At 68.9% G+C, this 13,280-nt stretch carries 8 protein-coding genes; 3 read left to right on the top strand and 5 right to left on the bottom strand.

The window, feature by feature from the left end; genetic code table 11:
* Window positions 1-169 precede the first annotated feature (169 nt).
* The 3 genes from QNI14_RS02380 (at window position 170) to QNI14_RS02370 (ending at window position 6,453) form a co-directional block, all read left to right on the top strand.
* Window positions 170-1,519 carry an HNH endonuclease gene (locus QNI14_RS02380; RefSeq protein WP_283714581.1) on the top strand — a complete coding sequence of 450 codons (1,350 nt, stop codon included), beginning with the start codon at window positions 170-172 and terminating at the stop codon, window positions 1,517-1,519.
* A 103-nt stretch (window positions 1,520-1,622) separates the two neighbouring features.
* Window positions 1,623-5,486: an ATP-dependent RNA helicase HrpA gene (gene hrpA, locus QNI14_RS02375; protein WP_430539228.1), complete on the top strand. Its 3,864-nt coding sequence runs from the start codon at window positions 1,623-1,625 to the stop codon at window positions 5,484-5,486.
* Window positions 5,487-5,511: 25 nt separating this feature from the next.
* The gene (locus QNI14_RS02370) at window positions 5,512-6,453 is read left to right on the top strand and encodes a quinone oxidoreductase family protein (RefSeq protein ID WP_283714580.1); all 942 of its coding nucleotides are present in this window, start codon (window positions 5,512-5,514) and stop codon (window positions 6,451-6,453) included.
* A gap of 114 nt (window positions 6,454-6,567) precedes the next feature.
* Here QNI14_RS02370 and QNI14_RS02365 read toward each other — a convergent pair whose 3' ends face one another.
* The 5 genes from QNI14_RS02365 to QNI14_RS02345 form a co-directional block, all read right to left on the bottom strand.
* Window positions 6,568-7,692 (bottom strand): substrate-binding domain-containing protein, encoded by a 1,125-nt coding sequence (locus tag QNI14_RS02365; RefSeq protein WP_283714579.1) that lies wholly within the window; start codon window positions 7,690-7,692, stop codon window positions 6,568-6,570.
* A gap of 58 nt (window positions 7,693-7,750) precedes the next feature.
* On the bottom strand, window positions 7,751-9,106 hold the full coding sequence (mmsB, locus tag QNI14_RS02360; protein WP_283714578.1) for a multiple monosaccharide ABC transporter permease: 1,356 nt from the start codon (window positions 9,104-9,106) through the stop codon (window positions 7,751-7,753).
* Window positions 9,103-10,644, bottom strand: coding sequence for a multiple monosaccharide ABC transporter ATP-binding protein (gene mmsA / locus QNI14_RS02355; protein ID WP_430539234.1), 1,542 nt, complete (start codon window positions 10,642-10,644; stop codon window positions 9,103-9,105). The genes mmsB and mmsA overlap by 4 nt, the downstream gene beginning before the upstream one ends.
* A 132-nt stretch (window positions 10,645-10,776) precedes the next feature.
* On the bottom strand, window positions 10,777-11,763 hold the full coding sequence (locus QNI14_RS02350) for a LacI family DNA-binding transcriptional regulator (protein ID WP_184216457.1): 987 nt from the start codon (window positions 11,761-11,763) through the stop codon (window positions 10,777-10,779).
* A 157-nt stretch (window positions 11,764-11,920) separates the two neighbouring features.
* Entirely contained in the window at window positions 11,921-13,258 is a 1,338-nt protein-coding gene (locus QNI14_RS02345) for a M20/M25/M40 family metallo-hydrolase (RefSeq protein WP_283714577.1), read from the bottom strand.
* Window positions 13,259-13,280 lie beyond the last annotated feature (22 nt).

Below are 13,280 nucleotides of genomic sequence, written 5' to 3'. Positions count from 1 at the left end.
AGAGCGACCGAGACGAAACGCCTGACGATCAGCGGATGCCACACCCTCGAACACCCGCCAGGACAGGGGCGATCGACCCACGAAGCATGAACGTTTTCTCATATTGACCTGGGGTTCACAAATCCGAATCGACCCCCTCAATGTCGTACCCCCTCACCAGAATGGAGGTATGACCAGCCCCGCAGAGACTCCCGGATCGGACGCCTTCATGGCGTCGCTCGCCGGGCTCGCGCACGGGATGGAGGGTCTGGCTCGGGATGCCGCGGCCGTGCAGATCCGCGAAGTCCGGCTCCTCGCCGCCGCGGCTGCGCTGGCCGAGAAGACCGCCGCCGGGTCCCCCGCGCGGGTCCGCGAACACGACATGGTGCTCAGGTCGATCGCCGCGGAGCTCGGCGGGATCATGCGGGTCGCCGACCGGACCATGCAACGCCGGATCGATGAGGCCCGCACGATCGTCGAGGACTACCCGAGCGTGGTCGACGCGTGGGAGTCGGGCCGGATCGTGCGCGGGCATGTCCTCACGATCGTCGCCGCCGGCTCGGTGCTGCCACCCGAGTTGCGGGGCACGTTCGCGGATGCCGCGATCCCGACGTGCGAACGCGACACCCCCAACCGGGTTCGCCCGGCGTTGGAGATGCTCGCGCAGCACCTGCACCCGCGGTCGTTCGCGGAGCGTCACGAAGCAGCCGCGGCCGGTCGGTGCGTGCGGATCGTGCCCGGCAGCGACGGGATGAGCGAGCTGATCGCGAAGATGCCGACCGCGATCGCGGAGGGCATCCACGACCGGCTCACCCAGATGGGCCGCGCGATCATCGACACGCGTGGCGAGCGCGCGGCCGGTGGTGGCCTGACCCTCGGGATTGACGGCAGTGACGAATCCCGCGCTGAGATCGTCTCCACCGACGCCCGCACCATGGACCAGGTTCGCGCCGACCTCTTCGCCGACCTGCTCCTCGCCGGAACGCCAGCGCTCGACGACACGCGCGACACCTCGGCCGGCCCGCTCGGGAAGATTCGCGCACGCATCCAGGTCGTGATCCCCGCGCACGCACTCGCCGGCGACGACCACGACGCGTGCGACCTCGTCGGCCGCTCCCCCATCGATGCGGCCGCCGCTCGTCAACTCGCGGCAGGAAACAGCCGGTGGGAGCGGCTCGTCACCCACCCGATTACCGGAGCCGTGCTTGCGGTCGATTCGTACCGGGCGCCGGAGAAGATGCGCCGATATCTGCAAGCTCGCGACCAGCACTGCCGTTTCCCCGGGTGCCGGCAAGCCGCCGTCCGGTGTGAGGTCGACCACAACGTGGATCACGCGCTCGGCGGCAAGACCCACACCTGCAATCTCTGTCATCTCTGTCAGCGACATCACTCGATGAAGCAGTTCACGTGTTGGAGGGTCCGACAACTGTCGGGTGGCGTCCTCGAATGGACCTCACCCCTCGGCAGGATCTACAGAGAAGACGCACCGGTACCGGCCGTCGCGTTCACCCCTGCCGACGTCACCCTCCCGCCGTTCTGACGGCCCACTCCGTTCGGGCGTTTCGACTCGCTGCGCTCGCGGGGCGAGCAGGGGATTCGATCGGCGCTCCCTCACCCGCGCCGCCGCGATACGATCGAGGGCTGTGTCCGCACCCGTCCCCGTCATCTCGTATCCCCCGGAGCTGCCCGTCAGCGCCGCGCGGGACGAGATCGCGCGCGCCATCGAGACCTCGCAGGTGGTCATCGTCGCCGGCGCGACCGGGTCGGGCAAGACGACGCAGCTGCCGAAGATCTGCCTCGAGCTCGGCCGCACCAAGATCGCGCACACCCAGCCCCGCCGCATCGCCGCCCGCTCCATCGCCGAGCGCCTCGCGCACGAAGTCCAGGTGCCGCTCGGCGGCGCGATCGGCTACAAGGTCCGGTTCACCGACGAGGTGACGGATGCCACCCAGGTCACCCTCATGACCGACGGCATCCTGCTGAACGAGATCCACCGCGACCGACTGCTCCGTCGCTACGACACGATCATCGTCGACGAGGCCCACGAGCGGTCCCTCAACGTCGACTTCCTGCTCGGCTACCTCGCCCGCATCCTGCCCGAACGCCCCGACCTCAAAGTCGTCATCACCTCGGCGACGATCGACCCCGAGAGCTTCGCGGCGCACTTCGCGTCCACCGCGCGCGACGGCACGCGCACGCCGGCGCCCATCATCGAAGTCTCCGGGCGAACGTTCCCGGTCGAAATCCGCTACCGCGCGCACGACGAGACCGAAGACGACGTCGATGGCCTCGTCGCCGCCCTCCGCGAACTCGACCGCGAGCCCGACGGCGACGTCCTCGTCTTCTTCCCCGGCGAAGCCGAGATCCGGGATGCCGCCGATGCCGTGAACGGCATGTACCGCGGCGACGCGCGCCCGACCGAGGTCCTCCCCCTCTACGGCCGCCTCTCTGCGGCCGAGCAGCACCGCGTCTTCGAGCCCTCGCGCATCGCGGGCGTCCGGCGCCGGATCATCCTCGCGACCAACGTCGCCGAGACGAGCCTCACGGTGCCCGGCATCCGCTACGTCGTCGACACCGGCACCGCGCGCATCTCGCGCTACAGCGTCCGCTCCAAGGTGCAGCGCCTGCCGATCGAGGCGGTGTCGCAAGCGTCGGCGCAGCAGCGCAGCGGTCGCGCCGGCCGCACCTCCCCCGGCATCGCGATACGCCTCTACGCCGAAGAGGACTTCCGCGGCCGCCCGGAGTTCACCGAGCCCGAGATCCTGCGCACATCGCTCGCCTCGGTCATCCTGCAGATGCTCGCGCTCGGCTTCGGCGACGTCACCGAGTTCCCATTCCTCACAAAGCCCGACTCCCGCGGCGTGAAGGCAGCCGTCGAGCTCCTCACCGAGCTCCGCGCCGTCACCGGCAAGACCGGCGCGCTGAAGCTCACGCCGCTCGGTCGGCGCATCTCACGCCTCCCGATCGACCCGCGCTTCGCCCGAATGCTGCTCGAGGCCGAGAAGCTCGGCGTCTCCCGCGACGTCCTCGCGATCGTCGCCGGCCTCTCGATCCAGGACGTCCGCGAGCGCCCCGAGGAGCGCCGCGAGGAGGCGGATCGGTTCCACGCCCGGTTCACCGACCCGACAAGCGACTTCCTCTCGCTCTTGAACCTCTGGAACCACCTCCGCGAGCAGCAGCGCGAGCTCGGTTCCAGCGCGTTCCGGCGCCTCTGCCGCAGCGAGCACCTCAACTACGTGCGGGTGCGCGAATGGTTCGACGTCCACCGCCAGTTGCACGCCCTCTCCCGGGCGAAGGCGGCCACAGGCGAAGGCTCCGCAGATCCCGACGCCGTTCACCGCGCCATCCTGTCGGGGCTGCTCTCGCACCTCGGCATCCTCGATACCCGCTCGGTCATCGCTGACCCCAAGAAGAAGGGTGCGCGCAAGCCGCTCGCCCAGTACCGCGGTGCGCGGGGTGCATCGTTCGCGATCTTCCCCGGGTCCGGCCTCAAGAAGGCGTCGCCCGACGCGGTCATGGCGGCCGAGCTCGTCGAGACCTCGCGCCTGTTCGGACGCACCGTCGCGCAGGTCGACCCGGCCTGGGCCGAAGAGCTCGCCGGCGACCTCGCGCATCGGAGCATCAGTGATCCGCACTGGTCGAAGGATGCCGGTGCCGCCGTCGCCGCCGAGAAGGTCACGCTCTTCGGCATAGAGATCATCCCGCGCCGCCGGGTGCAGCTGGCACGCCTCGACCGCGAGCTCGCGCGCGAGCTGTTCCTGCGGCACGCGCTCGTCGAGGGCGAGTGGAACGTCTCGCACCTCGACAAGCGCCTCACCGCGTTCGAGCGGCGCAACGCCGACCTCCGTCGACGTCTCGAGCGCATCGAGGAACGCGAGCGCCGTCGCGACATCCTCGTCGGCGACGAAGCCGTCTACCGCTTCTACGACACCCGCCTGCCGCGCGACGTGTTCGACGTCCGCTCGTTCGAGACGTGGTGGCGCGGTGTGCAGTCGCAGACGCCGAAGCTGCTCGACATGACCGAGGCCGATCTTCTCGGCGAGTCCGCCCGCACCGACGAAAGCGACTTCCCGGCGCGCTGGCGGCAGGGCGACCAGGTGCTCTCCCTCGCGTACCGGTTCGAGCCCGGGGCACCCGATGACGGCGTCAGCGTCGTCGTGCCGCTCGCGCTCCTGGCGCAGCTGCGACCGGACGGCTTCGACTGGCAGGTGCCCGGCATGCGCGCCGAGCTCATCACGGCGCTCATCAAGGCGCTGCCGAAGACGATCCGCCGCCACGTCGTCCCCGCCGCCGACTGGGCGAACACCCTCGGCGACGAGCTCGCCGGCACCGGCCCTGAAGACACCGACGGGCTGCCCGCCTCGACGCTCCGCGCGGCTCTGGCCGCACGCATCCAGCGCGTCGCGCACCAGCCCGTCACCGGTGCCGACTTCGAGCTCGAGCGCGTCCCCGGACACCTCCTCGTCTCGTTCCGTGCCGTCGACCACCGCGGCCGCGCCGTGGGATCCTCGCGAGACCTCGCCGAGCTCCAGCAGCGTCTCGCCGGCCGGGCGCGGGAGTCCGTCGCCCGGTCGGTGTCCCGCCCGCCAGCACCGGGACGCGGCCCGCAGCGGGCCGCGCCCGCGGCATCCGGAGCGGCCGCGCCCGCCGAGCGCACCGGGATCACGACGTGGGACGTCGGCACGCTTCCGACCGTTGTCGACACGAAGGTCGCCGGCGGCGTCGTGCGCGGCTACCCCGCACTGGTCGACGAGAAGGAGTCGGTTGCACTCCGCATCGAGGCCACCCCCGAGCGTGCCGCAGCCCTCACCCGCGCGGGCGTCCGCCGACTGCTGCTCCTCGCCGTGCCGTCGCCGGCCGCGTACGTGCTCGAGCACCTCACCGCGCCCGAGAAGCTCGCGCTCGCGGCATCGCCGTATCCGTCGGCGAAGGCGCTCATCGAAGACGCCCGTGTCGCCGTCGCCGATGCCGTCCTCGGCGACACCGTCGTCCGTGACGAGGCGGGCTTCGCCGCCGCCCGTGACGCGTTCTCTGCCCGGGTCGTCGATGAGCTCTTCCAGACGGTGTCGCTGACGGCGAAGATCCTCACCCTGCAGCGCGACGTTGAACGCGGCATCCGCTCGCAGAACTCGATGACGCTCCTCGCCGCCCTCGGCGACCTCAAGGCGCAGGTCGCCGGGCTCATCCACCCCGGGTTCGTCTCGCGCACCGGCACCGCGCGCCTCGCGCGCCTCCCTCGCTACCTGCAGGGCGCGCTCGAGCGGGTGACCACCCTCGCCGACAACCCGGGTCGCGACCGCCAGCGGATGACCGAGTTCGAGCGCGCGGCGACTGCCTTCGCGGATGCCGGTGGCGCGACGCCGCTCCCCGCGGGCGCGCCCGCCCGGCTCGTCCACGCACGATGGCTACTCGAGGAGTTGCGCGTGAGCCTGTTCGCCCAGCGCCTCGGCACCGCAGAGCCCGTCTCGCTGCAGCGCATCACGAAGGCCCTCGCCGCAACGGACTGAGACAGCGTCGTAAGCTGGCGGCACTATGGCATCCGCGATCACGTACCTCGCACTCGGCGGCCCGGAGGTCCTCACCTTCGGCGACATCGACATCCCCGCTCCCGGTCCGGGCGACGTGGCCGTCCGCATTCAAGCTGCGGGTGTGAATCCTCTCGACGCGAAGCTCCGCGCCGGCACCCGCCCCTCGCCGCCGATCACCTCGCCACGTCGTATCGGATTCGACGGCGCCGGCGTCGTGACGGCGCTCGGCGCAGACGTCGACGGGCTGCGCGTGGGCGATGCGGTCGCGATCGCGGGCGCGACAGGGCTGTATGCGACCGACGTCGTCGTCGCCGCATCCACCCTCACTCCTCGCCCGCCGCAGGTGAGCGCTGCGCAGGCTGCTGCGCTCGGCATCCCGGCCGGCACCGCCTACCAGACGCTCCGGTCGATGGCGGTGGGACCGTCCGACGTCGTCCTCGTGCACGCCGGTTCCGGTGCGGTCGGGCAGTTCCTCATCCAGTTCGCCGTCCTCTGGGGTGCGACGGTGATCGCAACCACGAGCGAGCGCCGCGCCGAGCGTGTGCGAGCACTCGGCGCGACACCCGTCGCGTACGGCGAAGGCCTCGCCGATCGAGTCCGCGCGGCTGCACCCCAGGGCGTCACCGTCGCGATCGACGCAGCCGGCACTGATGAGGCCCTCCGCACGTCGATCGAGCTCGTCGACGACCGCGGTCGTATCGTGACCCTCGTCCGAGGAGTGGATGCCGCGGGCCTCGGTATACGCGCGTTCTCGGGCGGCAGTCCTGAACCGCTCACCGCGCAGCAGCTGGCCCTGCGCGCAGAGGCGGTGCCGGTGAGCCTGCAGCTCATCGCCGCGGGCGCACTCGATGTGGAACTCGGCCCGACGTTCGCACTCGCCGATGCCGCCGACGCGCACCGTGCCCTCGCAGACGGCGTCGACGGCAAGATCGTGCTGGTTCCCTGAGCGAGCCGGCTCCGGCGGCAACGAGCGCCCAGTACGCGAACGAGCCGCCCGGAGCGACCCCCGCGAGGAGGATCGGCCGGACGGCTCGCTCAGCCCTCGATGAGGGCGAGAGTGTTACTCGTAGGACTTGACGATCTCGAGGAGGCTCGGAACGTTCTCGTACGCCTCGGCGGCGTTCTCCTTGGTGACGATGACCGGGTCGAGCAGGTAGGCCGGGACGACCTTGACGCCGTTGTCGTAGGACTCGGTGTCGTTGACCTCGACCTCCTCGCCCTTCTGCAACTGCTGGGCCATCTTGATGGCCTGCGCGACGAGAAGCGAGGTGTCCTTGTTGATCGTGGAGTACTGCACGCCCTCCATGATCGACTTGACCGACTCGACCTCGGAGTCCTGGCCGGTGACGACCGGGACCGGCTTGCCTGCCTGCTGCACAGAGGTGATGATGGCGCGGGCCAGCGTGTCGTTCGGGGACAGGACGCCGTCGATCACGGTGTCGCCGCTGTACGAGCCCGTGAGGATCGTGTCCATGCGGTTCTGCGCGTTCTCGGCCAGCCAGCCCTCGGTTGCCGTCTGGGCGATCTCGGTCTGGCCGGAGACGACGTTCAGCGTGCCGTCGTCGATCTTTGGCTGCAGAACCTCCATGGCGCCATCGAAGAACACCGCGGAGTTCGCGTCGTCCGGCGAGCCCGAGAAGAGCTCGATGTTGTACGGAGCTTCGTGGCCCGCGCGCTCGGCAAGACCGTCGAGCAGCGCCTGGCCCTGCAGGTTGCCGACCTTGAAGTTGTCGAACGCGGCGTAGTAGTCGACCGCGTCGGTGTTCTCGATCAGGCGGTCGTACGCGATCACGGTGGCGCCGGCGTCTTTCGCCGCCTGCACCTGCGTGGCGAGCTGCTTGCCGTCCTTCGCACCGATGATGATGACCTTGGCGCCGTTCGTCACCATCGCCTGGATCTGGTTCTGCTGCTCGGCGACCGTGTTCGACGCCGGAGCGTACTGCACGTCGGCCTGGAAGCCGGCCTCTGCGAGACCGTCCTCGAACAGCTTGCCCGCGAGGACCCAGTTCTCCGACGTCTTGTCGGGAAGCGCGACACCGATCGTCGCGTCGGCCGCGAAGCCCACTGCAGCCTCGTCGCTGCCGCCGGTCCCGGTGTCGCCACCGCCGCGCTCGGAGGAGCATCCGGTGAGGGCGAAAGCACCCACGGCGACGATCGCTGTCGCCGTCAGAAGCATCTTCTTCATGTGATCTCTTTCTATGGTGTGTGAAGGTCTCGTCACGCGTGCGAGCGCGACGAGGCCCCTACTGTCCGCTCGTCTTGTCGACGGGTGGGGCTTGGTAGGTCTTGTTGGGCTCGAAGGTCTGCGTCGCCGGGTCCTCCGTGCGGCCGAAGCGGCGCGTCATGAAACCGATGAGCGACGGGCGGCCCTGCTGCTTGTTCCAGACGTCGATCCCGACCGCGATCAGGAGCACGAGTCCCTTGATCATCGAGACGACGTCGGAACCCTGGCCGAGCAGCGCGAGGCCGTTGTTGAGGAAGGCCATCACGAGGCCACCGATGATCGATCCGATCACGGTGCCGATGCCTCCCGCGACGGCCGCGCCGCCGATGAACACCGAGGCGATGGCGTCGAGCTCCCAGCCGGTGCCATCGTTCGGACCGGAGGCCTGCGAGCGGGCGACGAAGATCATTCCGGCGAGGGCCGCGAGGACCGACATGTTCATCATCACGAAGAAGTCGACCCAGCGGTCTTTCACACCCGACAGGCGCGCGGCCTGCCGGTTGCCGCCGACCGCATAGATGTGCCGACCGAAGACCGTGTTGCTCGTGACGAACGTGTAGACGATGACGAGCGCGAGCAGGATCAGGCCGGGAACCGGGAAGCTGGTCCCGGGGCGCCCTGTCGCGAACATCCACGCCGCCACGAGCACGACGACCGAGAGCAGCACGACCTTGGTCACGCTCACCCAGAGGGGCGCACGGTCGGAGCCCATCTTCTTCTGGACCCGACGCGTGCGGATCTCCCAGAACACGAGCCAGGCGACCGCGACGAGTGCGAGCAGCATGGTCGGGATGTTGAACGGCAGCGGCAGCCCGATCTCAGGGAGATAGCCCGTGCCGATAATCTGGAAGCCCTTCGGCACCGGGATGGTCTGCGCGTCGCCGATCCACTGCTGCGCCCCACGGAAGAACAGCATTCCCGCAAGCGTCACGATGAACGCCGGCACGCCGACGTAGGCCACCCAGAAGCCCTGCCATGCGCCGACCGCCGCGCCGACACCGAGGCCGAGCAGGATCGCGAGCGGCCAGGGGAAGTTCCACTCGGTCATCGATTTCGCCACGATGATGCCGGTGAATGCGGCGACAGAGCCGACCGAGAGGTCGATGTGCCCCATGATGATGACCATCACCATGCCGATCGCGAGGATCAGGATGAACGAATACTGATTGATGACGTTGATCAGGTTTCCCGACGTCAGGGTCGCGCCGTTGGGACCGTTGCGTATCAGCGTCAGGATCTCGAACAGGACGATGATGACGATCAAGCTGCCGAGGATTCCGAACTGGCGCAGCGTCGATGTTCCGGCGCCGCCGAACATCTTCGTGATGTCCTTGAAGTGGAACCCGCGCTTCGCCGGGGTGGATTCGGTGGTCATGCGGTTGCTCTCTGAGTCGCGGAGGTCATGCTGCGCATGAGTGCCTCGGGTGTCGCCTGGTCGGCCGGGATGCAGTCGGTGACCCGACCTTCGAAAACGGTGTAGATGCGGTCGGAGATGCCGAGCAGTTCGGGCAGCTCGCTGGAGATGACGATGACGCCCTTGCCCTGCGCCGCGAGCTCGTTGATGATCGCGTAGATCTCGTACTTGGCGCCGACGTCGATGCCGCGGGTCGGCTCGTCGAGGATGAGGATGTCGGGATCGGTGAACATCCAGCGCGCGAGCACGACCTTCTGCTGATTGCCGCCGGAGAGCTTGCCGACGCCCTCATCGACGGACGGCGTCTTGATGCGGAGCGCCTTTCGGTACTGTTCGGCGATCGTGAACTCCTCGCGGTCGTCGACGACGCCGTTGTGCGCGATCTTCGACAGCTTGGCGGCGACGATGGAGCGCTTGATCGTGTCGAGCAGGTTGAGACCGAGCACCTTGCGGTCCTCGCTCACGTACGCGAGGCCGTGCTTGATCGCCGACGCGACGTCGGGCAGCACGATCTCCCGGCCGTCCTTGATCATGGTGCCGCCGAGGAACGTGCCGTACGACCGGCCGAACATGCTCATGGCGAACTCGGTGCGCCCCGCGCCCATGAGGCCCGCGATGCCGACCACTTCGCCGCGCCGGACGTTGATGCTCGAACCCTTCACGACCATGCGCTCGGTGACGGTCGGATGCTGCACCCACCAGTCCTTGACTTCGAAGAAGACCTCGCCGATCTCGGGAGTGCGGTCGGGGTACCGGCTTTCGAGCGACCGGCCGACCATGCCGCGGATGATGCGGTCCTCGTTGATCTCGCCGCGCGAGATGTCGAGGGTCTCTACGGTGCGCCCGTCGCGGATGATCGTGATCTCGTCGGCGATCTGCTCGATCTCGTTGAGCTTGTGGCTGATGATGATCGACGCGATCCCCTTCGCCTTGAGGCCGAGGATCAGGTCGAGCAGGTGCTGCGAGTCGTTCTCGTTCAGCGCTGCCGTCGGCTCGTCGAGAATGAGGAGCTTGACGTCCTTATTCAGCGCCTTCGCGATCTCGATGAGCTGCTGCTTCCCCACGCCGAGGGTCTTGATGGGGACGTCGGGATCTTCTGCCAGCCCGACGCGGGCGAGGAGCTCGGTGGCGCGGAGCTTCTGCGCCGGCCAGTCGATCCGACCGAACCGCTTGATCTCGTTCCCGAGGAAGATGTTCTCAGTCACCGAGAGCTCGGGGATGAGCGCAAGCTCCTGGTGGATGATGACGATGCCGGCCTGCTCGCTCGCGGCGATGTCACGGAACCGCTGCTCTTCGCCGTAGAGACGGATGTCGCCCGTGTACGTGCCGAAGGGGTACACCCCGGAGAGCACCTTCATCAAGGTGGACTTGCCCGCACCGTTCTCGCCGCAGATGGCGTGGATCTCACCTGCACGGACGGTGATGGACACGTCGGCGAGCGCTTTGACTCCCGGGAACTCCTTCGTGATGTTCTGCATCTCGAGGATCGGGCCGGACACGGTAGGCAACGTTGCTGTGGTGGTCACGAATCTTCCTTGACGTGCGGCCACCGTCGATGTGACCGTTCACATTGGAGTCCATAGTGCTCGGATGCTGAGGCGCTGTCAAGTGCGCCCGGCGAATCCGTGTCGCTACCGCGACGCGGTCGACTCGCGCGTGCGCAGCAGCGTCTGCAACGGCCCGAACTCGGGCACGGCCTCACCGCGGATCTGCGCGAGGAGGATGCGCACAGCGCGGCGGCCGAGTTCCGGGAAGTCCTGGTGAACCGTGCTCAGTGTCGGTGCGACATGTGCCGCGACGGGGATGTCATCGAACCCGATCACACTCACATCGTGCGGAACACGCACGCCGGCATCCCGGAACCCGTGCATGAGCCCGATCGCCATGAGGTCGTTGGCCGCGAACACCGCCGTGAAGTCGCGGCGGCGCGAGAGCTCCTGGCCGGCGAAATAGCCGAAATCGGCGGTCCAGTCGCCCCGGATGGGTGGGAACGTGGGCAGATCGGCCTCGCGCAGACCGTCGAGGTAGCCCCGCATCCGGGACTCCGCCTCGATCCAGTCCTGCGGACCTGCGAGGTGCAGGATGTCCGAATGTCCGAGCGAGATCAGATGCTCGGTCGCGGCACGCGCCCCGGCGACCTGATCGGCCGAGAGGGTCACGCCATCGGATCCGGACGCCGTCTGCAGCGACACGAAAGGCATCTCGACGGTCATGCCCCGCAGGACATGGAAGACGCGAACCTGCGGCGCCAGCACCACGATCCCGTCCACCTGCTCTCGTGCGAGTTGCCGCACCGCGTTGCCGATGGCCTCGGGGGTCGTCGCTCCGAGGTTCAGTGTCGAGACCGAGTAGCCCTCTTCGCGGGCGGCATCCTCGATCCCGGCGATCGAGGAGGTCGGGCCGAACTCGCCGATCGTCGCCGAGAGCACACCCAGGATGTTCGACTTGCTGGTGACGAGCGCCCTCGCGGCCAGATTCGGCCGATAGTCGAGGACCGATATCGCGTCGAGGACCTTGGCCTTCGTCTCGGGGCGGATACTCGGATGGTCGTTGAGCACGCGCGACACCGTCTGGTGCGACACCCCCGCGAGCCTGGCGACGTCACGGATGCTGGGCATCCTGACACGGTCGGAGGCGGTGGACACGGCAGGCCTCCTTGCATGTGCACGGTCACATCGTTACTTCATTATGGCGGGCAATCGACGTACCCGCACCCGCCGGCGCAGAGACCCGCCGGCGAAGCAGTCAGCTGAGGATGCGGGTGCCCGCGACGGCTCAGCCTGTGATGAGCGCCCGGTAGAACTCGATCCCCCGCAGCCACACCTGCACACGGATGCGCTCGTTGTGCGAGTGCAGCGCCTCGCGCTCCGACAGCGACAGGTGGAACGGCGTGAAGCGATAGACGTTGTCGCTGATGGCGCAGAACCATCGGCTGTCGCTCGCACCGAGCTGGATGTAGGGCGTCGCGACGACGTCGGCGCCGAGGGTCGCGCGGCCCGCGTCGACGAGGCGGCCCCAGGCCGGTCCATCCCACGCCGACAGGGGCGAGGCCTCGGATGCCGACGCGACGTCGACGTCGACCTCGCGGTCTGCGACGATCCTGCGGATACGACGGTGCGCGGATGCCACCGTGTCGCCCGGCAGCAGCCGGACGTTGACGGTCGCTCGGGCGGTCGTCGCGAGGACGTTCGCGCCGGCGGCACCGGCCATCTCGGTCACGACGGCGGTCGTCCGGACGAGCGCGTTCAGCTCGGGGCCGAGCTTCGGGAAGACTTTCACGAGCGCGGGACCCGTGTAGCGGATGCTGCGGAACACAGCCTGCAGCGGGCCGCGGGTATACGGCGCGACGGTCTCGAACATCGCGCGCACCGGCGCCACGAGCCGGGTCGGGAACGGGCGACGGTGGAGGCGCAGGACGGCGCGTGCGAGCCGGGCGGTCGCGGGGTCGGCGGGCGGCGTCGACGCGTGCCCGCCCTGTTCGCGGGCGGTGAGGTGCACCGTCATGACGCCGCGTTCGGCGACACCGATCATCGCGGTCTTCACGGTCACGCCGGGCACCACGCCGTCGACGACCGCGCCGCCCTCGTCGAGGACGAGTGACGGACGGATGCCGCGGGCCTCGAGAACCGAGACGATCGCCTGCGCGCCACCGCCCGCGGTCTCCTCGTTGTGCCCGAACGAGAGATAGACGTCATGCGCCGGCGTCACGCCGTCGGCGACGAGCGCCTCCACGGCCTCGAGGATCGCGACAAGCGCACCCTTGTCATCAACGGCGCCGCGGGCGTGGACCGTCTGCGCCTCGCCCTCGCCGACGAGGTCGGCTGCGAACGGCTCGTGGTCCCACTCGGAGGGGACGACCGGCACGACGTCCATGTGCGCCATGAGGACGAGCGGGTCCGCGGCATCCGCTCCACGCCAGCGGTAGAGGAGCGAGTGTCCACCGATGACCTCGCGCTCGAGCACGCGGTGCACGCCCGGGTAGAGGCGCTCGAGGGCGGCGTGGAACGCGTCGAAGCTGCTCCAGTCGATCAGCGATTCGTCCGCGTACGACACGGTCGGAATGCGCAGGAGTTCACGCAGCCGCGCGAGCGCGGCGGAGGCTTCGGGTTCCACGAGCCGAGCCTACGTCCCCCGC

Source organism: Microbacterium dauci (assembly GCF_030065535.1).
Taxonomy (GTDB): Bacteria; Actinomycetota; Actinomycetes; order Actinomycetales; family Microbacteriaceae; genus Microbacterium; species Microbacterium dauci.
The sequence above is the reverse complement of the archived record's forward strand: the minus strand, read 5'-3'. Positions and strand labels throughout refer to the sequence as shown.